This is a genomic window from Achromobacter spanius (assembly GCF_002812705.1).
Lineage (GTDB): Bacteria > Pseudomonadota > Gammaproteobacteria > Burkholderiales > Burkholderiaceae_B > Achromobacter > Achromobacter spanius.
Genome location: NZ_CP025030.1, coordinates 2881835 through 2903169, shown reverse-complemented (window position 1 = coordinate 2903169; position 21335 = coordinate 2881835). Strand labels below are relative to the sequence as shown.

At 64.4% G+C, this 21335-nt stretch carries 19 protein-coding genes; 6 read left to right on the top strand and 13 right to left on the bottom strand.

What is annotated here, in order from left to right; translation table 11 throughout:
* Positions 1–20: 20 nt before the first annotated feature.
* Positions 21–809 (top strand): enoyl-ACP reductase FabI, encoded by a 789-nt coding sequence (fabI, locus tag CVS48_RS13155; protein ID WP_100854840.1) that lies wholly within the window; start codon positions 21–23, stop codon positions 807–809.
* Between the two features lie 2 nt (positions 810–811).
* On the opposite strand, the gene CVS48_RS13150 is transcribed toward fabI, so the two are convergent.
* Complete coding sequence (locus CVS48_RS13150; RefSeq protein ID WP_172616196.1) at positions 812–2500, bottom strand: SulP family inorganic anion transporter; 1689 nt, start codon at positions 2498–2500, stop codon at positions 812–814.
* Between the two features lie 287 nt (positions 2501–2787).
* Between CVS48_RS13150 and CVS48_RS13145 the strand changes: the two genes are divergently transcribed.
* The gene (locus CVS48_RS13145) at positions 2788–3771 is read left to right on the top strand and encodes a Bug family tripartite tricarboxylate transporter substrate binding protein (protein WP_100854839.1); all 984 of its coding nucleotides are present in this window, start codon (positions 2788–2790) and stop codon (positions 3769–3771) included.
* Between the two features lie 813 nt (positions 3772–4584).
* Here the strand turns inward: CVS48_RS13145 and CVS48_RS13140 are convergent.
* The 3 genes from CVS48_RS13140 to tkt all read right to left on the bottom strand — a co-directional run bounded on the left by CVS48_RS13140 (position 4585) and on the right by tkt (position 8933).
* Positions 4585–5778: a phosphoglycerate kinase gene (locus CVS48_RS13140; RefSeq protein ID WP_100854838.1), complete on the bottom strand. Its 1194-nt coding sequence runs from the start codon at positions 5776–5778 to the stop codon at positions 4585–4587.
* Positions 5779–5871: 93 nt separating this feature from the next.
* Complete coding sequence (gap, locus tag CVS48_RS13135; protein ID WP_006221200.1) at positions 5872–6882, bottom strand: type I glyceraldehyde-3-phosphate dehydrogenase; 1011 nt, start codon at positions 6880–6882, stop codon at positions 5872–5874.
* 14 nt (positions 6883–6896) lie between these two features.
* Positions 6897–8933: a transketolase gene (tkt, locus tag CVS48_RS13130; RefSeq protein ID WP_100854837.1), complete on the bottom strand. Its 2037-nt coding sequence runs from the start codon at positions 8931–8933 to the stop codon at positions 6897–6899.
* A 231-nt stretch (positions 8934–9164) separates the two neighbouring features.
* Between tkt and CVS48_RS13125 the strand changes: the two genes are divergently transcribed.
* Both CVS48_RS13125 and CVS48_RS13120 read left to right on the top strand, forming a co-directional pair.
* Positions 9165–9626: a hypothetical protein gene (locus CVS48_RS13125; RefSeq protein WP_100854836.1), complete on the top strand. Its 462-nt coding sequence runs from the start codon at positions 9165–9167 to the stop codon at positions 9624–9626.
* A 32-nt stretch (positions 9627–9658) separates the two neighbouring features.
* Positions 9659–10390: a 16S rRNA (uracil(1498)-N(3))-methyltransferase gene (locus CVS48_RS13120; RefSeq protein WP_100854835.1), complete on the top strand. Its 732-nt coding sequence runs from the start codon at positions 9659–9661 to the stop codon at positions 10388–10390.
* Between the two features lie 114 nt (positions 10391–10504).
* Here CVS48_RS13120 and CVS48_RS13115 read toward each other — a convergent pair whose 3' ends face one another.
* The 4 genes from CVS48_RS13115 to CVS48_RS13100 form a co-directional block, all read right to left on the bottom strand.
* Complete coding sequence (locus tag CVS48_RS13115) at positions 10505–10972, bottom strand: barstar family protein (protein ID WP_100854834.1); 468 nt, start codon at positions 10970–10972, stop codon at positions 10505–10507.
* Positions 10969–12198, bottom strand: coding sequence for a patatin-like phospholipase family protein (locus CVS48_RS13110; protein WP_167400990.1), 1230 nt, complete (start codon positions 12196–12198; stop codon positions 10969–10971). Before CVS48_RS13110 ends, CVS48_RS13115 begins: the two co-directional genes overlap by 4 nt.
* A complete protein-coding gene (locus CVS48_RS13105; protein WP_100854833.1) occupies positions 12179–14467 on the bottom strand; it encodes an NADP-dependent malic enzyme in 2289 nt (762 codons plus the stop codon). Before CVS48_RS13105 ends, CVS48_RS13110 begins: the two co-directional genes overlap by 20 nt.
* A 133-nt stretch (positions 14468–14600) precedes the next feature.
* Entirely contained in the window at positions 14601–15590 is a 990-nt protein-coding gene (locus tag CVS48_RS13100) for an FAD-binding protein (protein WP_100854832.1), read from the bottom strand.
* A 44-nt stretch (positions 15591–15634) separates the two neighbouring features.
* Here CVS48_RS13100 and CVS48_RS13095 point away from each other — a divergent pair, with 44 nt between their 5' ends.
* Positions 15635–16795, top strand: coding sequence for a pyridoxal phosphate-dependent aminotransferase (locus tag CVS48_RS13095; RefSeq protein WP_100854831.1), 1161 nt, complete (start codon positions 15635–15637; stop codon positions 16793–16795).
* A 53-nt stretch (positions 16796–16848) separates the two neighbouring features.
* Here the strand turns inward: CVS48_RS13095 and CVS48_RS13090 are convergent, their stop codons facing one another.
* Positions 16849–17667 carry a lytic transglycosylase domain-containing protein gene (locus tag CVS48_RS13090; RefSeq protein ID WP_100854830.1) on the bottom strand — a complete coding sequence of 273 codons (819 nt, stop codon included), beginning with the start codon at positions 17665–17667 and terminating at the stop codon, positions 16849–16851.
* A gap of 83 nt (positions 17668–17750) precedes the next feature.
* On the opposite strand from CVS48_RS13090, the gene ubiD reads away from it, so the two are divergent.
* The gene (gene ubiD / locus CVS48_RS13085) at positions 17751–19295 is read left to right on the top strand and encodes a 4-hydroxy-3-polyprenylbenzoate decarboxylase (protein ID WP_100854829.1); all 1545 of its coding nucleotides are present in this window, start codon (positions 17751–17753) and stop codon (positions 19293–19295) included.
* An 83-nt stretch (positions 19296–19378) separates the two neighbouring features.
* On the opposite strand, the gene CVS48_RS13080 is transcribed toward ubiD, so the two are convergent.
* The 4 genes from CVS48_RS13080 to CVS48_RS13065 form a co-directional block, all read right to left on the bottom strand.
* The gene (locus CVS48_RS13080; protein ID WP_100854828.1) at positions 19379–19729 is read right to left on the bottom strand and encodes a hypothetical protein; all 351 of its coding nucleotides are present in this window, start codon (positions 19727–19729) and stop codon (positions 19379–19381) included.
* Between the two features lie 2 nt (positions 19730–19731).
* On the bottom strand, positions 19732–20145 hold the full coding sequence (locus CVS48_RS13075) for a phage holin family protein (RefSeq protein ID WP_100854827.1): 414 nt from the start codon (positions 20143–20145) through the stop codon (positions 19732–19734).
* Between the two features lie 51 nt (positions 20146–20196).
* Entirely contained in the window at positions 20197–20514 is a 318-nt protein-coding gene (locus tag CVS48_RS13070; RefSeq protein WP_100854826.1) for an ElaB/YgaM/YqjD family protein, read from the bottom strand.
* A gap of 84 nt (positions 20515–20598) precedes the next feature.
* On the bottom strand, positions 20599–21324 hold the full coding sequence (locus CVS48_RS13065; RefSeq protein ID WP_172616197.1) for a hypothetical protein: 726 nt from the start codon (positions 21322–21324) through the stop codon (positions 20599–20601).
* Positions 21325–21335 lie beyond the last annotated feature (11 nt).

The window sequence follows — 21335 nt, the reverse complement described above, 5'->3', positions numbered from 1 at the left end:
CAACCGCGAGTGAGCCCACGATGAACGCCCCTACCTCGAACGCGGCGCTGCCGCTGGCCGGCAAGCGCGGCCTGGTGACCGGCATCGCCAACGCCGATTCCATTGCCTGGGGCTGCGCCAAGGCGTTTCGCGCCATGGGCGCCGAACTGGCCGTGACCTATCTGAATGACAAGGCGCTGCCCCACGTCGAGCCGCTTGCGCGCCAAGTGGACGCGCCGTTGCTGATGCCGCTGAACCTGCTGAACGACGGCGAACTGGAAGCGGCGTTCGACCGCATCACGGCCGAATGGGGTCACCTGGACTTCGTGCTGCACTCCATCGCCTTCGCCCCGCGCGACGACCTGCATGGCCGCGTGACGGACTGCTCGCGCGAAGGCTTCCTGCAAGCCATGGACGTGTCGTGCTGGTCGTTCATCCGCATGGCGAAGCTGGCCGAACCGCTGATGACCAAGGGCGGCGCCCTGTTCTGCATGAGCTATTACGGCTCACAGATGGTGGTAGAGCACTACAACATGATGGGGCCGGTAAAGGCAGCGCTGGAATCGGCCACGCGCTATCTGGCCGCCGAACTCGGCCCGCAAGGCATCCGCGTACATGCCATTTCACCCGGGCCACTGAAAACGCGCGCCGCCTCCGGCATTGCGGAATTCGACGCGCTGCTGGACCGCGCGCAATCCAAGGCGCCCGCGCGCAGCCTGGTGTCCATCGACGATGTGGGCGAAGCCACCGCGTGGCTGGCCACCGACGCCGCACGGCTCATGACCGGGCAGACGCTGTACATCGACGGCGGCTATCACATCATCGATTAGGCTCAGGCAAGAGTGTCCGGCGGCCCCTGGCGCCATCGCTCTATTGCCTCGACCGCTTGTTCGGCGCTGCCGAAAATCTTGTCGCGGCCAATTTTCTTGACCAGCCCCGAACGTTCAAGCGCCATGCGGAACTGGCCGTGGCCGCCCGCCACCAGCAAGCTGATGTGGCGCGCATCCAGTTCGCGCTTCAACTCATACAGTGCTTCGACCGCATCGGCATCGGCCTGCGTCATGGCTTCGGCGTCCAGCACGAACCAGGTGGCGTCACCCGCCTGATCCATGACTTCGCGCGCGCGGCGCCGGAAGGCATCGGCGTTGAAGAACCAGACCGACGATTCAAACAGCCAGATCACCACGCCCGGCACGGGCTGCGCGTCGGGGTTCAGATGCAGCTTGCCCAGCACGTACTCGCCGGGCAGCCGACCCAGCAGCGCGTCGCGCGGGTTGCCTGATACATACATGGCGTACAGCAGGGTCGCGCCCACCGACACCGCCACGCCTTGCAACACGCCGAAGCCGACCACGCCCACCGCCGCCAAAATGCCAAAAGCCAGTTCGATGCGGGAAATGCGTGCCAGGCGCATGAAGGCCTTGGCATCGAAAAGGCTGGCCGCCGCCAGCAGCAAGATGGCCGACAGCACGGCTTGCGGCAGCCAGTACAGCGGCGCGCTCAACAAGCCCACGACGATCGCCAAGGCAACGGCCGCGCTGACGCTGACCAGCGGCGACGAGCCCCCGGCCACCAGCCCCACCGCCGTGCGCGAATCGGCCCCCGTCACGACAAAGCCCTGAAAGAGGCCCGCCGCCACGTTGGCCGCGCCAAAGCCCACCAGTTCGCGATTGGGGTCCACGTGTTCGCCGGTGCGGGCGGCAAAACTGCGCGCCGTGACGATGCCGCTGGAAAAACTGACCACCAGCACCCCCGCCGCGCCCAGCAGCATGCTGTCCACGCCTTCCAGCCGCACGGGCAGGCTGATGCCCGGCAAGCCGGCCGGCACTTCGCCCACGACCGCGATGCCCAGGCTGGGAAAATCAAACAGCCACGACAACAGGCAGCCCCCAACGACCAGCAGAATCGGACCGGGCCAGGTCGGCCGCCAGCGCTTGACGCCTACCAACAGCGCGCACGAGGCCAGCCCAAGGATCAGAGTCGGAATCTGAATTTCCTGAATACGCCGGGACAGCTCCAGAAACGGATGCACCAGGCCGCTGTTGCGCAGCCCCACGCCCGTCAGCCCGCTCATCTGCGACACCGCCAAGGTAATCGCCACGCCGGCCATGTAGCCGATCAGGACGGGGCGCGACAGCAGGTTGGCCAACACGCCCAGCCGCAGCACGCGGGCGATCAGGCAGCCCACGCCCACGGTCAGCGCAATGCCGGTCGCGGCCACCAGCCGGTCTTCGGGCGACGTCAGCGCCATGCCCGTCAGGGTGGCGGCGATCAGCGTGCAGGTGGCGGTGTCCGGGCCCACGATCAGGGTGCGCGACGAGCCGAACAGCGCATAGCCCAGCATGCCCGCAATGGCGGCCCACAGGCCGGCGACGGGGGGAACGCCCATCATCGCGGCATAGGCCAGGCCCACCGGCAAGGCCACCGCCGCCACGCTTAGCCCTGCCATGACATCGCGCCGCGCCGAGTCTCGGGTGATGCCACGGAAATTGTTCAGGCCGGGGAAGAAGCGTAGGTTCATGATGCTGCGAGATGACCTGATTGATGATGTTGCGCGACGGGGCACATAGACCGCAAAGGCTACACCAGACGGTGCTAGTTAAACCCGATTCAAATCAACAAGCCCACGCATTTCATTCCTTTTTAGAATGAAGATCGTTGCATATTTATCTCTTTTATCGAAAAGCCGGATTGCGTAGAGTCCCCCGCATAAGAACAGCGGCAATTCACCGCGCCTTGCACACCGACATGGCCCGCCCGCATCGACCAGCCGACGCGAAGGACAGGGCCGGCACTTCTGGAGACTTGATGTCCTACGCTTTCCTGCGTCGCGCCAGCCGCGCGCTTATCCTGGCCGCCTTTGCCGCGGGCGTTGCCCCTGCCGTGCATGCGCAAACCTATCCCGACCGCCCGATCAAGCTGGTGGTGCCTTGGCCCCCGGGCGGCGCCACGGACTCGTTGGGCCGCCTGTTGGCGCAGCGCTTGTCCGAACGATTGGGCCAGACGGTGATCGTGGACAACAAGGCCGGCGCGGGCGGCAATATCGGCACCGCGTCTTTCGTGCGTGAAAAGGCCGACGGCTACACGCTCTTGATGGCCACCAGTTCCACCAACGCGGCCAATCCGCACCTGTATTCGCGCCTGGGCTTCGATGCGGCGAAGGACTTCGCGCCGGTCGCTTTCGTGGCCGAAATTCCCAACATTCTTGAAGTGCCCAAGCAGTCACCCTTTAATTCAGTCGCGGACGTGGTCGCGGCCGCCAAGGCGCAACCCGGCAAATTGAATTACGGTTCGGGCGGCGTGGGCTCGTCGCAGCATCTGGCGGGTTCGATGTTCAAGCACCTGACGGGCGCGGATGTGATGCACATTCCGTACAAGGGCAGCGGCCCGGCCGTGTCGGACCTGCTGGCCGGACAAGTGGACATGATGCTGGACACCGGATCGCTGGCCCAGGTTCAGGCCGGCGCCCTGCGCGCACTGGCCGTGGCCTCGCACCAGCGTCTGCCGGCGCTGCCGAACGTGCCCACCTTCGAGGAAGCAGGCGTGCCGAAGATGTATGCGTCGGCCTGGTACGGCATCGTGGCGCCCGCCGGCACGCCGCCGGACGTGGTGCAGCGCCTGAACAAGGAGGTCAACGCAGTCGTGGCCAGTCCGGACGTGAAGCAGCGCATGGAAAACATGGGCGCGCTGGTGCCGGCCGGCCAATCCCCGGAAGAATTCGGCGCGTTCATCCAGTCGGAAATCAAGCGCTACGCAGAGATCGTGAAAATCTCCGGCGCCAAAATGGAATAAGAATGGTCGGTTAAAAACCCGATCTGCAATGGCACGTAGGATGGGTGCAGCGCGAGCCCGACGCAAAGAAGAACACAAGTCCCAAACGCGCGAAACCCATCAAGCAGCACAGGCACAATGGCCGAATCAGCCACATACGTATGCCGCTTGATGGGTTCGCGCGCTACCTTGCAGCGCTATTGCAAAGACCGTCTCGCGCTACACCCATCCTACGATGGGATATTGCGCGAACGCGCAGCACCGAGCACGCAGGTTCGAAGGAAGATCTCCACCGCCAAAAAGGAATAAGGCGGGTCGCTTAAAAACCGTTCAATGGCACGTAGGATGGGTGCAGCGCGAGCCCGACGCAAAGAAGAACACAAGTCCCAAACGCGCGAAACCCATCAAGCAGCACAGGCACAATGGCCGAATCAGCCACATGCGTATGCCGCTTGATGGGTTCGCGCGCTACCTTGCAGCGCTATTGCAAAGACCGTCTCGCGCTACACCCATCCTACGATGGGATATTGCGCGAACGCGCAGCACCGAGCACGCAGGTTCGAAGGAAGATCTCCGCCGCCAAAAAGGAATAAGGCGGGTCGCTTAAAAAAAGCCGTTCAATGGCACGTAGGATGGGTGCAGCGCGAGCCCGACGCAAAGAAGAACACAAGTCCCAAACGCGCGAAACCCATCAAGCAGCACAGGCACAATGGCCGAATCAGCCACATGCGTATGCCGCTTGATGGGTTTCGCGCGCTACCTTGCAGCGCTATTGCAAAGACCGTCTCAAGCTACACCCATCCTACGATGGGATATTGCGCGAATGATCCATCATTACGCTGCGCGTGCTTCCAGCACCGCTACCGCCGGCAGGGTCTTGCCTTCCAGGAATTCCAGGAACGCGCCGCCGCCCGTCGAGATGTAGCCGACCTGTTCGCCGATGCCGTACTTGGCGATGGCGGCCAGCGTGTCGCCGCCGCCGGCGATCGAAAAGCCGTCCGATTCCGCAATGGCGCGCGCCACCACTTCGGTGCCGTTGGCGAACTGGTCGAATTCAAACACGCCCACCGGGCCGTTCCAGACGATGGTGCCGGCCTTCTTCAGGATCTCGGCCAACTGCGCCGCGGTCTGCGGGCCGATGTCCAGGATCATGTCGTCGTCGGCCACATCGGTGGCGGCTTTCACCGTCGCTTCAGCATCCGCGCCGAACGCCTTCGCGCACACCACGTCCACCGGAATCGGCACGGCCGCGCCGCGCTGCTTCATCAGTTCGATCACGGCGCGCGCCTGATCCACCTGGTCGGGTTCGGCCAGCGACTTGCCAATCGGCAGGCCAGCGGCCAGCAGGAAGGTGTTGGCGATGCCGCCGCCCACCACCAACTGGTCGACCTTGTCGGCCAGCGATTGCAGGATGGACAGCTTGGTCGACACCTTGGAACCGCCCACGATGGCGACCAGCGGGCGCTTGGGTTCGTGCAGCGCACGGCCCAGGGCGTCGAGCTCGGCTGCCAGCAAGGGGCCGGCGCAGGCAATGGGCGCAAAGCGCGCGATGCCGTGCGTGGTGGCTTCAGCGCGGTGGGCCGTGCCGAACGCGTCGTTCACATAGACGTCGCACAGCGCGGCCATCTTCTTGGCCAGCGCTTCGTCGTCTTTCTTTTCGCCGACGTTCACGCGGCAGTTTTCCAGCAGCACGACCTGACCGTGATCCACCTGGACGCCATCGACCCAGTCGCGCACCAACTGCACGGGCATGCCCAGCAGTTCGGACAGGCGCTGGCCGACCTTGGCGAGCGAGTCGGCGTCGGTCAGCACGCCTTCTTTCGGGCGGCCCAGGTGGGACGTGACCATCACGGCGGCGCCGGCGTCCAGCGCCAGGCGGATGCCGGGCACGGAGGCGCGGATGCGCGTGTCTTCGGAAATGCGGCCGGTGTCATCGAACGGCACGTTCAAGTCGGCACGGATGAACACGCGCTTGCCGGACAGGGCGCCGGACTTGGCCAGCGCGGACAGGGTATTGACCTTGGACATATTTGCTTTCCTACGATAGGCGAACAAAGGGGACGAACCCATTTTCCGCATTGGCGGAAAACAAATCCGTCCCCTATGGACTGACCGTGTTGCTTACTTGGCCGACATCAGCGCGACGGTGGTGTCGAGCATGCGGTTCGAGAAGCCCCACTCGTTGTCGTACCAGGACGAGACCTTGACCAGACGGCCCGAGACCTTGGTCAGCGACGCATCAACGGTGCTGGAGGCCGGGTTGTGGTTGTAGTCCACCGAAACCAGGGGCTCGGTGTTGTAGTCCAGGATGCCCTTCAACTCGCCTTCCGACGCGGCCTTCAGGATGCTGTTCACTTCTTCGGCGGTCGTGTCGCGGCTGGCCACGAACGACAGGTCAACCAGCGACACGTTGATGGTCGGGACGCGGATGGCGTAGCCGTCCAGCTTGCCGTTCAGTTCCGGCAGCACCAGGCCCACGGCAGCGGCAGCGCCGGTCTTCGTGGGGATCATGCTCATCGTGGCCGAACGCGCGCGGCGCAGGTCTTCGTGGTAGACGTCGGTCAGGACCTGGTCGTTGGTGTAGGCGTGAACGGTCGTCATCAGGCCGTTTTCCAGACCCAGCTTGTCGTTCAGCGGCTTGACCAGCGGGGCCAGGCAGTTGGTGGTGCACGAAGCGTTCGAGATGACCGTGTCGGTCGACTTGAGCACGCCGTGGTTCACGCCGAACACGATGGTGGCGTCCACATCCTTGCCGCCCGGGGCCGAGATGATGACTTTCTTGGCGCCGCCCTTGATGTGCGCGCCGGCCTTTTCCTTCGTCGTGAAGAAGCCCGTGCATTCCAGGACCACGTCAACCTTGAGCTCGCCCCAGGGCAGTTCAGCCGGGTTGCGATTGGCCAGCACGCGGATCTTGTCGCCGTTGACGACCATGAAGTCGCCGTCGACTTCGACGGTGCCCGGGAACTTGCCGTGGGCGGTGTCGTAGCGCGTCAGGTGCGCGTTCGTCTTGGGATCGCCCAGGTCGTTGATGGCGACGATTTCGATATCGTGCTTCTTGCCACCTTCGTAGTGGGCACGCAGGATGTTGCGGCCGATGCGACCGTAACCGTTGATGGCGACGCGAATAGTCATACTAAGCTCCTTTTTTACAAAACCTGTTTGACGGTCTCGGCCACCTTGTCGGCGGTCAGCCCGAAGAACTTGAACAATGCGCCGGCCGGGGCGGACTCACCGTAGCGGTCGATGCCGACCACGGCGCCCTCCAGGCCCACGTACTTGTGCCAGAAGGCGGTCACGCCGGCTTCGACAGCCACGCGCGGCAGGCCCTTGGGCAGCACGGATTGTTTCCAGGCGGCGTCTTGCTTGTCGAACACGTCGGTGCTGGGCATGGAGACCACGCGCACGGCGATGCCGTCCTTGGTCAGTTGGGCCTGCGCGTCCAGCGCAATGGCCACTTCCGAGCCAGTGGCGATGATGACGGCGCGGGCGCCTTCGGCATCGCGCAGCACATAGCCGCCACGAGCGATGGCGTCGACGGTAGCCGCGTCACGCGGCACGAACGGCAGGTTCTGGCGCGACAGCAAGAGGGCAGTCGGGCCGCCGTCATGCACATCCATGCCGATGCTGGTGGGGCGCGTCACGGCAGCGTTCCAGGCCACGGCGGTTTCGGCCGTATCGCAAGGACGCCACAAGGACAGGTTGGGAATCAAGCGCAGGCTGGCCGCGTGTTCGATGGACTGGTGGGTCGGGCCGTCTTCGCCCAGGCCGATCGAGTCGTGGGTGAACACGTGTACGACGCGCTGCTTCATCAGCGCGGCCATGCGGATGGCGTTGCGCGAGTAGTCCGAGAACGTCAGGAACGTGCCGCCGAAGGGCAGGTAGCCGCCATGCAAGGCCACGCCGTTCATGATGGCGGCCATGCCGAATTCGCGCACGCCGTAGTTGATGTGGCGGCCGAACTGGATGCCCTTGTCACCGGCGCGAACGGCGGCAACGCCCTTCCAGTCGGTGAAGTTGGAACCGGTCAGGTCGGCTGAGCCGCCCAGCATTTCGGGCAGCAGCGGCGCCAGCGCGGCGATCGCGAATTGCGAGGCCTTGCGGGTGGCGACGGTTTCGGCCTTTTCCAGGGTCGAGGCCAGGAAGGCCTTGAACTGGTCGGCGTAGCCCTCGGGCATTTCGCCCTTCATGCGGCGCGTGAATTCAGCGGCTTCGGCGGGGAATGCGGCGGCGTAGGCGTCAAACGCGGTTTGCCATTCGGCTTGCGCGGCGGCGCCCGACTTGCGGCCATCCCAGCCGTCGTAGACGTCTTGCGGGATCTGGAAGGGTTCCGACGACCAGCCCAGCGCGGCGCGCGTGGCGGCGATTTCGTCCTTGCCCAGCGGCGCGCCGTGCACGTTGTGCGTGCCGGCCATGTTGGGCGAACCCTTGCCGATGACGGTGCGGCAGACCACCAGCGTGGGCTTTTCCGATTGCGAACGCGCAGCCTTGATGGCGGCGTCCACGGCGGCGACGTCATGGCCGTCAACGCCACGGATCACGTTCCAGCCGTAGCCTTCGAAGCGCTTGGCGGTGTCGTCGGCGAACCAGTGTTCGACGTGGCCGTCGATGGAGATGCCGTTATCGTCATACAGCACGACCAGCTTGGAAAGCTTCAGCGTGCCGGCCAGCGAGCACACTTCGTGCGAAATGCCTTCCATCAGGCAGCCGTCGCCCGTGAAGGCGTAGGTGTGGTGGTCGACGATGGTGTGGCCGGGCTTGTTGAATTCAGCCGCCAGCAGCGCTTCGGCCAGCGCCATGCCCACGGCGTTGCCCAGGCCCTGGCCCAGCGGGCCGGTGGTGGTTTCCACGCCCGGGGTGATGCCCACTTCGGGGTGGCCCGGCGTCTTGGAATGCAACTGGCGGAAATTCTTGAGCTCGTCGATCGACAGGTCGTAACCCGTCAGATGCAAGAGCGCGTAGATCAGCATCGAGCCGTGGCCGTTGGACAGCACGAAGCGGTCGCGGTTGGCCCAGGCGGGATCCTTCGGGTTGTGGCGCAGGTTGCCCGTCCACAAGGCTTGGGCGATTTCCGCCATGCCCATGGGAGCACCCGGGTGCCCGGAGTTCGCTTGTTGCACAGCATCCATCGCGAGGGCGCGGATGGCATCCGCCAAGGCAAGTTTAGGGGCGGTCGGATTGCTCATTCGGAAGGCTCTTTGAAGCTGGCGCGCCTACGGGAAATATAGGGGCCAGTTGAGTGGGTTGCGAAGCAGACGATTTTAGCATCAGGGGATTTCCCTCACGCCATCGCTCTTAAGCCCGATGTAATGAAGCGTATCGCCCCCGGGGAAATATCAGCGTAGCTCCCACAATTGCGGGAAAGTAGTCCGACATTCAGCATGGTGCCCTGTACCTCTCTGATGGAGTCCCCTACCATGGGCCTCATGCTGAATCTGACCATCCCCATCGAAGGCTTCATGGCCCTGCGAAATGCCGTGGGCGAAGAACGTGCCGTTGCCTTGGCACGCGCGCTGGAGCGCGCCCAGATCAAGGGCGAAGCCGACCTGGCCGCCAAGCTTCAGCAAGACTGGCGCAACGAAATGGCCGCCATGATCGCCCCCTTCGCTCGCCGCGAAGAAATGGCCGCCATGATTGCCCCTTTCGCGCGCCGCGAAGAACTGGCCGAAATCCGCAATCAGATCGCGCAGTTGCCCACCCGCGAAGAACTCAAGCGTTTCGCCACCCACGAAGACCTGGCCGACCTGCGTACCCAGTTCATGCGCCTGGACAAGAAAATGACGGTGGGGTTTCTGACGCTGCTGGGCCTGAACCTGGCGTCCAGCGCCCCGACCTTCCTGGAATGGGGGGTCAAGGTGGTAGGCTACGCGCTCAAATAACCTGAACGGCCGCGCCCCGCGCCCGAACGCCCATGTCCGCCCCCCGATTTTTCTGCGACATTCCCCTTGTTGCCGGCTCCCGTGTCGCCCTGCCGGACGCCCTGGCGCACCATGCATTGCGCGTGCTGCGGCTGAAAGCCGGCGAAACCGTTGTGCTGTTCAATGGCCAAGGCGGCGAATACCCGGCCGTGCTTGAGGTCGATGGCAAGGCAGGCTTCGCCACACTGGGCGACTTCAACCCCCGCGAAGCCGAACTGGCCGGGCGCATCACGCTGGTACAGGGCTTGCCGTCTGGCGACAAGATGGATTGGGTGGTGGAAAAGGCCGTGGAACTGGGCGCGGCCCGGGTCAGCCCCATCGCCGCGCAACGCAGCGTGTTGCAGTTATCCGGCGCCCGGCTCGACAAGCGCGTGGCGCATTGGCACCGCATTGCACAATCCGCCAGTGAACAGTGCGGCCGCAATCGTCTGATGGCTGTGGATGCACCGCAAACGCTGGCTGACTGGCTGGCCCAGCCCGCCGACGGATTGCGCCTTTTGTGTCATCCGGAAGCCACTGACGATCTGGCCGGCAAGCTGCGAGCCACGCCCGACTTACCCGCGCTGACCTTGCTGGTCGGGCCTGAAGGCGGATGGTCGGACAAGGAACTGGACCTGGCCCGCCAGGCGGGCGTGCAGGCCGTGCGATTCGGTCCGCGCGTGCTGCGCACCGAAACTGCCGGGCTGGCGCTGCTGTCGGCTGTCAGCGCGTTGCTGGGCTGGTAGCAGTCAGACCGCCGGGCGGCCAAGCGACCACCAAAGCGACCACCAAAGCGACCACCAAGCAGCAGCCAAGCCGCAACCCCCGCCGAACCATCAAACGCTCAGGCGGTTACGCCTTCAGTCGTTTTCGCCATAGGGCGCTGCCGCGATGCCGGGTTCCGGATCGGGGTGCTTGCCCGCGTGCTCAATGACGAACGCAAAAATACGACCGTTCTCGCGGGCGAAATCCGCCGCATCAGAACATACGGTTTCAATACGGGCGGCGTCTTCTTCCAGCACCGGGTCGCCGGAGTGCAACCGGTACAGCCACAACACGACGCCCGTCTTGTGATCCAGGACCGTATCGCACAGGCAGTCGTACAGGGCATCCAGGTTGCCGCCGAAGTATTCGGGAAAGTCCACCGCCTTGACGATGGCGCGCAGTACCGCGGAACGGCTGCGGGCGGGGTCGCAGTTGGCAACGAACAAGGACAGGCCCAGCTCGTGGGAGGCATCCACGACGGCCTTCTTGTCCAGCCCCTCATGAGGCAGCGCTCCCCCGCGCAGAAGCTGCTTCTGCAACGTAGATTGGCCATTGCGCGTCATGCCTGAGCCTCCTTGAAAAAGGCGATCACTTCTTCGTTACGCTGCATCGTATCGGCATAACCCAGTTCAATCAATCGCTTGGTGTAGCTGGATTCGAACAGCAGATACGACATCAGCGCACCGCCCCCAGGACGGCCTGGATCGGACGATACACCGAGTACGCGGAAAAGAGCACGCGCTTGTGCGGGCATGTCTTGCAAGTGCTCAAGCGCCATCGTGTCCAGCGACTGGCTGGGGGTGAGGGTCAGCACCTGGATGCGGCGCACATTGACCTGGACACCATCCGGCGTGGCGTGTTCCATCAGGGCATTGATGCGCTCCAGCCGTTCCACGTCCACCGACAGGCCATCCAGGAAGATGCTGGACAGCGCATGGCCGCCCACCTGCGCCAAGGACGGATACGGCGGGGAATCTTCGCGGTTCTCGGGATGGGTATCGTCACGAAAGCCCGTGCCTATCACCATGACGCGGTGCGCGCCCAGATGAATGGCCGGGCTGATCGGCGCCAACTGCCGCATGGAGCCGTCGCCGCACCACTCACCCTTGCCATGCACCTGCACCTGGCGCGCGGGGAACACAAACGGAATCGATGACGACGCCATCAGATGGTCGATACTGATGGGCGTGGGGATGGCCAGCCGCAAATAGCGGTGCCAGGGTTCGATGGGTGCGTGCGCCTGGTAGAAAGTCAGGTGTTCGCCGCTGGTGTAGCCCGACGCCGTGATGGCCAGCGCCGACAGCGCGCCGCCTTCCAGGTTGGCGCGCAAATGATCGAAGTTCAGCACCCGGCCCAGCAGCGCTTCCATGGGGCTGTTGTCCAGCAGCGACTGCGGTCGTTTGCGCGTCAGCCCCGAATACATCCACCCCAGCGACAGCAAGCCCAGCCAGCGCACACCCGTGCGTATCAGCCCGGGCGCGTCGGCGCGGTAGATCATGTCGGTATTGAGAGACGACCACAGCCGGCGAATGCGGCGCACGCCCAGGTGCGGGCGGTCGGCGCGGCAGGCCAGCGCGGCGGCGTTGATCGCGCCCGCCGATGTGCCGCAGATGATGTCAAAGGGGTTACGGAAGCGGGATTGCCAGTCGGGGTCCAGCAGCTCCATGATGGCGCTGAGCACGCCGACCTGATAGGCGGCGCGCGCGCCGCCACCTGTCAGGACCAGGCCGATCGGCGCGCGCGGGCACGCCGGACCTGCGGGACTCACTTCAACGTGGCGTGTTGACATCGACCACAGTCATCGCGGTCATGTTGACGATGCGGCGCACGGTCGAGCTGGAGGTCAGGATATGCACCGGCGCATTGCAGCCCAGCAGGAACGGGCCCACCGCCACGTTGCCGCCCGCCGCCGTCTTGAGCAGGTTATAGGCGATGTTGCCCGAGTCCACGTTCGGGCACACCAGCAGGTTGGCTTCGCCCTTCAGCGTGGACGACGGCAGGATGCGCATGCGCAGCGCTTCATCCAGCGCGCAGTCACCGTGCATTTCTCCGTCAATTTCCAGTTCGGGTTCTTTCTCGCGCACGATTTCCAACGCGCGGCGCATCTTGGCGCCGGACGCCGAGCTGCCGGAACCGAAGTTCGAACGCGACAGCAGCGCCACCTTCGGCGCCAGATACATCCGGCGCATTTCGTTGGCCGCCGAAATGGTGAATTCCGCGATCTGTTCCGCTGTGGGTTCATCGTTGACGTGCGTGTCCACCAACACCACCGTGCGCTCGTTGAGCAGCAGGATGTTCATGGCGGCATACACGTTGTGGCCCGGGCGGCGGCCGATCACTTCATCCACGAAACGCAGGTGATCGTGATACGCCCCCACCGACCCGCAAACCATGCCGTCGGCATCGCCCAGGTGCACCATCATCGCGCCGATCAAGGTCATGCGGCGGCGCATTTCCACGCGCGCCATTTCCTTGGTGATGCCGCGACGGCACATGCGTTCCCAGTAGGTCGTCCAGTACTGATGGAAACGTTCATCGTATTCCGGGTTGGTGACTTCAACGTCTTCACCCAGGCGCAGGCGCAGGCCCAGCTTTTCGATGCGGGTCAGCAGCACCGACGGGCGGCCCACCAGGATGGGGCGGGCCAGGCCTTCGTCAACCACCACCTGCACTGCGCGCAGCACGCGCTCGTCTTCGCCTTCCGCAAACACGATGCGGGCGGGGCCACCTTCACGCACGATACGCTTGGCCGCCGAGAACAGCGGCTTCATGAACGCGCCAGAGTGGTAGACGAACTGCTGCAACTGCGCTTCGTAGGCTTCCAGGTCGGCCAGCGGGCGCGTGGCCACGCCGCCGTCCATCGCGGCCTTGGCCACGGCCGGTGCAATACGCACGATCAGGCGCGGGTCAAACGGCTTGGGAATCAGGTACTCGGGGCCGAACGAGATGTCGAACGTGCCATAGGCGGCGGCCACGACTTCGTTCTGCTCCTCCTGCGCCAACTGGGCAATGGCATACACCGCCGCCATTTCCATTTCGCGCGTGATGGTGGTGGCGCCCACGTCCAGCGCGCCACGAAAGATGTACGGGAAGCACAGGACGTTGTTGACCTGGTTCGGGTAGTCGGACCGGCCCGTGGCCATGACAACATCGTCACGTACCGAATGCGCCAGTTCCGGCAGGATTTCCGGCGTGGGATTGGCCAGCGCCAGGATCAGCGGACGCGGCCCCATGGCCGCAACCATTTCCGGCTTGAGCACGCCGCCCGCCGACAGGCCCAGGAACACGTCGGCGTCCTGGATCACTTCCGCCAGCTTGCGGGCTTCCGTCTTTTGCGCAAAACGCGCCTTGTCCGGGTCCATCAGCACGGTGCGGCCCTCGTAGACCACGCCTTCGATGTCCGTCACCCAGATGTTTTCCAGCGGCAGCCCCAGGTCCACCATCAGGTCCAGGCACGCCAGGGCGGCAGCGCCAGCCCCGGAGGTCACCACCTTGACCGTCTTGATGTCCTTGCCCACGACCTTCAGGCCGTTGATGAACGCGGCCGACACGGTGATGGCGGTGCCGTGCTGGTCGTCGTGGAAAACCGGGATCTTCATCCGTTCACGCAGCTTGCGTTCCACGGTGAAGCATTCTGGCGCCTTGATGTCTTCCAGGTTGATGCCGCCGAACGTGGCTTCAAGACCCGCGATGATCTCGACCAGCTTGTCCGGGTCGGTTTCGTTGATTTCGATGTCGAACACATCCAGGCCGGCAAACTTCTTGAACAGCACCGCCTTGCCTTCCATGACGGGCTTGGAAGCCAGCGCGCCGATATTGCCCAGACCCAGCACCGCCGTGCCGTTGGTGATCACGCCCACCAGGTTGCCGCGCGCCGTGTAGCGAAACACATTGGCCGGGTCGGCCACGATTTCCTCACAGGCTGCCGCCACGCCCGGCGAATAGGCCAGCGCCAGGTCGCGCTGATTCGTCAGTTGCTTGGTCGGCGTGACCGAGATTTTGCCGGGACGGCCGGCCTCGTGATATTCAAGGGCGGCTTTGCGAAGGTTGTCATCCATATGGGCGGCTACAGGCTGGTAAGTGAAACAGAGGGAGGAATTCTATTCCCATGACGGCCTTCGCGGTATCTCTGCGCGGCCTCTCCCTTTGAGCAGGACAAGCGGCCGAATCTTACATTAAGCTGAATGACCGTCAGGTTTCGTTGGGCAGGAATAAGGGAAAACGACCATGCGGGTCGAACAGCGTCTTGACCCGCGCGTCGAGCCGGAACGTGGCAAGCCCGGGCGTTTGCGGTTCCGATGGAGGGAAGGAAGGCGCTTCAGGCTTCCGACCCGACTCCAGGCCCGCCCCCAGGCCCGAGTCCGCAACCGGCACGAAACCCGGCTCCATGGCTGCCGGCGCATCAGTCAGCGTCACGCTTTGTACCCACGCCAGCGTCCCGCCGTGGCCCAGCAGCAGATGGGCCAGATTGACGGTGGCCGGAGCCTCGGGTTTAAGCGCGTCCAACCGGTAACGCCCCAGCCAGTGATCGCCGTCCCGCGTGGCAAAGGCGTCGCCGCCCGAGGCCAACTGAAACAGCGAAGGCACAAGGCTTTGCACGGTGGCTGAGCGCAACGGCTGGACATCGGCCTCGCCAAAAGGTCCCAGGGTTTCCTCGACGCCGTCGGCCAACATGACATCCACCGTCAGCACGCCCGAGGCGGCACAACGGCCAGCCGGCCAGGGCGCCGGCGCGGCCAGCCATTCGGCCAGGGTCATGGCATCCGGAAAACCCGCGAACTGCCGCAAGCCAGCCTGGACCAGCGCCGCCATGGGCACGCCGGGCTGTGCGCGCCAACGGGCGGGGTTGCCCGCCGGGTCACTGGCCGGGTCACCACCCAAGCGGGCCAAGCCGGTCAGGCGCGACGGATCAATCCGCAAACGCGGGCTGGCGGACGGCGCATAAGGCCCCGTCGCGCCCTCCAGCGCCATCACCACGCGGTACTCGCCGCACAGTGTGCGCGCATGGGCCACGTCGGCATCGCGCGTGGGTGTCAGGATGGCCTGTGCACCGCCCGGACCGTTCTCGCCCAAATCATTGACTTGCCCCTGGCACAACAGCGTCAAGCGCTGCATAAATGCGGCCCACGGCGTTTGCGCGGGCCGCCTACCAAGCAGGAAAGCGCGCCGGGATGGCTGCATGACTACAATTCCTTTTTGCTTCAAATACGCTTTTCGAGAATCCAATGCCCCGCCTTGCTGCTCGCACTCATGACTTTCTGACCTTCCAGGTAGTGGAACTTTTCAAGCAGGCGCAAGCGCTACAGGCGGCGGGCAAGGACATTATCAGCCTGGGCATCGGCGAACCGGACTTTACCGCGCCGCCCCAGGTGGTGGAAGCGCTGGAACGCGCCGCGCGCGCCGGCCTGAGCGGCTACGGCCCACCCGCCGGCCTGATGCCGCTGCGCGAGGCCATTGCGCAGTTCTACCACGACCAGTTCGGCGCCAAGATCAATCCGGCGCGCGTGATTGTCACGGCGGGCGCATCGGGCGCGCTCACGCTGGCCTGCGCGGCGCTGGTCAACCACGGCGGTGAAGTCCTGATGCCGGACCCCTCCTACCCCGCCAACAGCAACTTCGTGCTGGCGGCAGGCGGCGTGCCGCGCTTGATTCCGAGTTCGGCCGAAAAACGGTTCCAGCTTTCGGCGGCGGACGTGGCCCAGCACTGGACGCCCGCCACCCAGGGCGTGCTGGTGGCCTCCCCCAGCAACCCCACCGGCACCTCCATCGCCCATGCCGAATTGGCGGAACTGTTGGCGCAGGTTCGCGCGCGCGACGGCTTTGCCATCGTCGACGAAATCTACCTGGGCCTGTCCTATGAAGGCCAGCCGAAATCGGCGTTGACCCTGGACGATGACATCATCGTCATCAACAGTTTTTCGAAGTACTTCCACATGACGGGCTGGCGGCTGGGCTGGATGATCGTGCCCGAAAACATGGTGGCTCCCGTTGAAAAAATTGCCGCCAGCCTGGCGATCTGTGCGCCCACCCTGGCCCAGCACGCCGCGCTGGCCTGCTTCACCGAGCAGGCGATGAAAACCTTCGAGCACCGCCGCGAAGCGTTCAAGCAGCGCCGCGACTACCTGCTGCCCGAATTCGAGCGCTTGGGCATCCATGTGCCGGTCAAGCCGGACGGCGCGTTCTATATCTATGCCGACATCAGCAACCTGGGCATGGACAGCGCCGCGTTCTCGCAACGCCTGCTGCTGGAAGCCGGGGTTGCCGCCGTGCCGGGCCTGGACTTCGGACCCACCCATGGCAGCCACACCATGCGTTTTTCCTACGCCACCGGCCTGGACCGGCTGGAAGAGGCCGTGGCCCGCATCGGCAAACTGCTGCAACGCTAAAAAAAGCGCGCTTCGGAAAGAAGCGCGCTTGGGTGTCCAACCGGCCGGCGGCGTCAGTCGCGCGCCAGCGCAATGCCCGAGGCCAGCGCCAGGCGCCGACGTTCCGCCTGCACTTTGGCGCCGTAGCCGTTGTCGTTCGGTCCGGTGGCGCCCACGTAGCAGGCCAGGCCGGCGTCGACCGACCCGCGACGGCTGATGCAATCGCGCAAGATCGTGGCGCCCACGCCGATGTTGGCGGCGGGGTCCAGCGGGTTCTTGCCCACGGCGTCGAACTTCTCCTGGTGCACGCTGGTCATGACCTGCATCAGGCCCTGCGCGCCCACGTGGCTTTCAGCCAAGGGGTTGTAGCGGGACTCGATGGCGATGACCGCCAGCACCAACAGGGGGTCAAGCTGCTTTTCGCGGCTGACCTTGTACACGGTGTTCAACAGCGGACCGGTGGCGTCATAGGCCACCTTGTATTTGCGCGAAATATAGTTGCGCAAGGCCTCCGCCTGGGGGCCCGTTGCCGCCGAAGCCGGCTTTTTCTGCGCCGGCGGTGCGACGCGGGCCGGCCCCAGCATGCCGGTGGCATTGCTGGCGGGAGCGGTTGGTACGGCCATGGCAATTGCCGACGCAGTGTCGGAACCCAATTCGGAACCGGCATCGGAATCGGTGCCGGATTGCATGGATGAAGGCGCTAGGGCGGTCAACAAGGCTTTGTGCACTTGCAATGCCTGGTCGCGCAAACCGGGCAGGGCAAATCCCATGCTTACCGTCACAATCACTGCGATGCCCAGATAGACTGAGCAAATTCGCAAGCATTCGGCAAGATACTGGTGCACTCCTTGGGCCATATTCCTGAACAGGCTGGCCACTGACGCATCGGGCATGAAAACCTCCTGCGTGGAAAAAGAGGGAGTCAATGTTAACCTCTCTTTCGACCTCAAATGTAACCAAATCGCTGGGATCTGTAGTGAAATACCGCGACCTTAGAGACTTCCTCGCCCAACTCGAACGCATGGGCGATCTCAAACGCATTGCCGCGCCCGTGTCCACGCGCCTGGAAATGACCGAAATTTCCGACCGCGTGCTGCGTGCCGAAGGCCCCGCCCTGCTGTTTGAAAAAGCCCTGCACGACGGCCAGCCGGCGCAGATGCCGGTGCTGACCAACCTGTTCGGCACCCCGTCCCGCGTGGCGCGCGGCATGGGCGCCGACAGCGTCAGCGCCCTGCGCGATATCGGCGAACTGCTGGCGTCGCTGCGCGAACCCGAAGCACCCAAGGGGCTGCGCGATGCGCTGGCCAAGGTGTCGATGCTGAAGGCCGCGCTGTGGGACATGAGCCCCAAGAATGTGAAAAGCCCGGCCTGCCAGGAAGTGGTCTGGGAAGGCAAGGATGTGGACCTGACCCGCCTGCCGATCCAGACCTGCTGGCCCGGCGACGTGGCGCCCTTGCTGACCTGGGGCCTGGTGATCACACGCGGCCCCAATGCCAAGCGGCAAAACCTGGGTATCTACCGCCAGCAACTGCTGGGGCCGAACAAGCTGATCATGCGCTGGCTGTCGCATCGCGGCGGCGCGCTGGATTTTCGCGACCACGCCCTGGCCAACCCCGGCACGCCCTTCCCCATTGCCGTGGCGCTGGGCGCCGACCCGGCCACCACGCTGGGTGCCGTCACCCCCGTGCCCGACAGCCTGTCCGAATACCAGTTTGCCGGCCTGCTGCGCGGTTCGCGCACCGAAGTCGCGCAGGCACTCGGCAGCAACCTGTCAGTGCCGGCCTGGGCCGAAATCGTGCTGGAGGGGCATTTGCTGCCGTCCTCCGACCCGCGCGCCATCAAGCCCGTGGTGCCCGAAGGCGTCAACCCGCCGCCCAACAGCGACTATGAAATGGCGCTGGAAGGCCCTTATGGCGACCACACCGGTTACTACAACGAGCAGGACTGGTTTCCCGTCTTCACGGTCGAGCGGATCACGATGCGGCGCAACCCCATCTATCATTCGACCTACACCGGCAAACCGCCCGACGAGCCCGCCGTGCTGGGCGTCGCGCTGAACGAAGTCTTCGTGCCGCTCTTGCGCCGCCAACTGCCAGAGATCGTCGACTTCTATCTTCCCCCCGAAGGCTGCAGCTACCGGCTGGCCGTGGTGTCGATCCGCAAACAGTACGCGGGCCACGCCAAGCGCGTCATGTTCGGGCTGTGGAGCATTCTGCGCCAGTTCATGTACACCAAGTTCATCGTGGTGGTGGACGAAGACATCAACCCGCGCGACTGGAAAGAAGTGGTGTGGGCCATGACGACCCGCATGGACCCCGTGCGCGACACGCTGCTGGTGGAAAACACGCCTATCGACTACCTGGACTTCGCCTCGCCCGTGTCCGGGCTGGGCGGCAAGATGGGGCTGGACGCCACCAACAAATGGCCTGGCGAAACCCAGCGCGAATGGGGCACGCCCATCACCATGGACGCCGACGTCAAAAAGCGCGTGGACGATATCTGGGGCCAGTTGGGCCTGTAGCCGCTGCCGACCATATCCACACCCGTAAAAAAACCCCGCCGTTGTACCCAACGCGGGGTTTTTGCTTGGTGCAACGCAGAACCCTACTGATCGTCCTCGCGGGAGCTGCGCCATAGCTTGAACAACTGCCAGCCGACAAGCGCGCCGCCCGCAATCTTCAGCAGCTTGGAACGTTTGCCGCCCCGCATCAGCAGCGTCGACACGGACGAACTGACCAGCGGATAGCGCCGTGCCAAGGTAATCGCCTGCATGGCCCAGCGCGATGCTCCGCCCGAGGCCAGCCGGGGCAAGAGACCCCGGATGATCGAGGCGGGTTCCAGCTTGTGGCCGGTCGTCACGATGTCATGCACCAGCGATTCGCGTTCGATCGCGGCGCGGGCGCGCAGCAGCTCGATACGCACGGCGCGATCCACGACGGGAGACCTTTTCGACATGTTCAGTCCTCCTCGCGCCGACGCGCCGGGGGATCGTCGTCTTGCGCATCACGCACCCGTTCGAGCAGTTCCGCATCGCGGCTCAGCTCGTCCAGGGTGGCCGCGAAAGGCGGCGCGCCATAGACCAGTCCGTGGCGCACAACCAGCAGCAACACAATGCCGACAATGCCGTAGAACGCCGCCAACAGGCCCAAGGCCATGTAGCGGTCTTCGGTGGGCCAGAACAGCACCGCCACCGTCACCGTGAACACCAGCACCGCAAGCGTCAGGAAAAGCAACGCCGCAAATGCCATGCCCAGCAGTTTGAGCAGGCGCGCCTTTTCATCGGCGGCTTCCAGTGCCAGAAGCTCCAAGCGCGTTCGCAACAGCCCGACCAGGCTGGACGCAACGCCGAAAACAGATTTTCGTAGACCCATGGCGTCTGGAACGTCAAAGGCGGGCAGTGCCCGCCTTTGACGCTCAAGCCCTTAGCGGCGGCTGATCAGCAAGCCGAGCAGCAGGCCGGTCACGCCTGCGACACCGATGGCTTGCCAGGGATTGTCATGCACGTAGTCGTCGGTGGCGCGCGCGGCTTTGCGGCCACGCTCCAACACGGCGTCTTGTGCTTCGTAGAGGGCTTCGCGCGTGCGCTTGAGCGAGGTCATGGCGCGTTCACGCAGCTCGTTGGCCTTGTCGCCGGTGGTGCCGGCTGCTTCGCGCAGCAGGTTTTCGGCGTCGGTCAGGCTGGTCTTGACACTGTCGATGAGTTTTTCTTTTGCGACTTCTTCGGATTTTCTCGTGGCCATTTTATTGAGCTCCTGTTGTGTGTCTATGACAAAAACATCATACCAGCCGCCTTGCCCGCGGCAAGGCGTGCTTGATACCGTGTGCTACTTGATCTGCGTAATTTCAACGGCCGATTTAACGCCGCCTTGATCGATGTCTTGCTTCATCACCAGATTCACCGCCGGGCAATACCAATCGGTGACCGTGGTGTTCATGCCGGGGATGGGAATGGTCAGGCCTTGGAACGTGGCCATGGTGGGGTCCGAGTTGCGCGTGTACTTGACGGGGTGGCACGACTGGTTGCCCAAGGCCGTGCTCAACGATGTCTTTTGGCCCACGCTTTTTTCGCCGATGCGAACCGTGGTGCTGGGCTGACCACCCACCGGCGCTTCCTTGCCGATCTTCAGGCGGAACGACGAACCCGGCAGTTTCTGGCCTGCGTTCAGATTGCCGTCGTAAGCGAACAGGCCCAGCATGCGCAGGTCGAACTGGCCCTCGGACGGCTTCGGCGCTTCGCCGGCAGTGGCATAGCGCACGAAGGTAGCTTGGCCGCCCTTCACCGTCATCAGGTAATCAAGCTTGGACTTGCCCGGTGGCAGGCCCGCGTAGCCGAAGGTGGCCACGCCCTGCACGCGCGCCCGGCAGTTGTCGCCATTGCTTTTTGTAACTTCGGTGAAGCTCAGGTCCGCGCCCAGGGCCAGGTTGCCCGAGCCGGTCAACTGCACCGCACCGCCGTCATGCATGAACTGGGCGTCGCAAACGCCCGCCTGCACCGACGCGGCCGCGCCCAGCGCGCCCACGCACAACATCAAGGATGCGATTTTTTGCATCGTCACTAGCC

What these genes read in the sequence shown, in the direction of transcription:
- fabI (WP_100854840.1), top strand. Translation starts at nt 21, where the DNA reads ATGAACGCCCCTACCTCGAACGCGGCGCTGCCGCTGGCCGGCAAGCGC.
- CVS48_RS13150 (WP_172616196.1), bottom strand. Translation starts at nt 2,500, where the DNA reads ATGAACCTACGCTTCTTCCCCGGCCTGAACAATTTCCGTGGCATCACC.
- CVS48_RS13145 (WP_100854839.1), top strand. Translation starts at nt 2,788, where the DNA reads ATGTCCTACGCTTTCCTGCGTCGCGCCAGCCGCGCGCTTATCCTGGCC.
- CVS48_RS13140 (WP_100854838.1), bottom strand. Translation starts at nt 5,778, where the DNA reads ATGTCCAAGGTCAATACCCTGTCCGCGCTGGCCAAGTCCGGCGCCCTG.
- gap (WP_006221200.1), bottom strand. Translation starts at nt 6,882, where the DNA reads ATGACTATTCGCGTCGCCATCAACGGTTACGGTCGCATCGGCCGCAAC.
- tkt (WP_100854837.1), bottom strand. Translation starts at nt 8,933, where the DNA reads ATGAGCAATCCGACCGCCCCTAAACTTGCCTTGGCGGATGCCATCCGC.
- CVS48_RS13125 (WP_100854836.1), top strand. Translation starts at nt 9,165, where the DNA reads ATGGGCCTCATGCTGAATCTGACCATCCCCATCGAAGGCTTCATGGCC.
- CVS48_RS13120 (WP_100854835.1), top strand. Translation starts at nt 9,659, where the DNA reads ATGTCCGCCCCCCGATTTTTCTGCGACATTCCCCTTGTTGCCGGCTCC.
- CVS48_RS13115 (WP_100854834.1), bottom strand. Translation starts at nt 10,972, where the DNA reads ATGACGCGCAATGGCCAATCTACGTTGCAGAAGCAGCTTCTGCGCGGG.
- CVS48_RS13110 (WP_167400990.1), bottom strand. Translation starts at nt 12,198, where the DNA reads ATGTCAACACGCCACGTTGAAGTGAGTCCCGCAGGTCCGGCGTGCCCG.
- CVS48_RS13105 (WP_100854833.1), bottom strand. Translation starts at nt 14,467, where the DNA reads ATGGATGACAACCTTCGCAAAGCCGCCCTTGAATATCACGAGGCCGGC.
- CVS48_RS13100 (WP_100854832.1), bottom strand. Translation starts at nt 15,590, where the DNA reads ATGCAGCCATCCCGGCGCGCTTTCCTGCTTGGTAGGCGGCCCGCGCAA.
- CVS48_RS13095 (WP_100854831.1), top strand. Translation starts at nt 15,635, where the DNA reads ATGCCCCGCCTTGCTGCTCGCACTCATGACTTTCTGACCTTCCAGGTA.
- CVS48_RS13090 (WP_100854830.1), bottom strand. Translation starts at nt 17,667, where the DNA reads ATGCCCGATGCGTCAGTGGCCAGCCTGTTCAGGAATATGGCCCAAGGA.
- CVS48_RS13080 (WP_100854828.1), bottom strand. Translation starts at nt 19,729, where the DNA reads ATGTCGAAAAGGTCTCCCGTCGTGGATCGCGCCGTGCGTATCGAGCTG.
- CVS48_RS13075 (WP_100854827.1), bottom strand. Translation starts at nt 20,145, where the DNA reads ATGGGTCTACGAAAATCTGTTTTCGGCGTTGCGTCCAGCCTGGTCGGG.
- CVS48_RS13070 (WP_100854826.1), bottom strand. Translation starts at nt 20,514, where the DNA reads ATGGCCACGAGAAAATCCGAAGAAGTCGCAAAAGAAAAACTCATCGAC.
- CVS48_RS13065 (WP_172616197.1), bottom strand. Translation starts at nt 21,324, where the DNA reads ATGCAAAAAATCGCATCCTTGATGTTGTGCGTGGGCGCGCTGGGCGCG.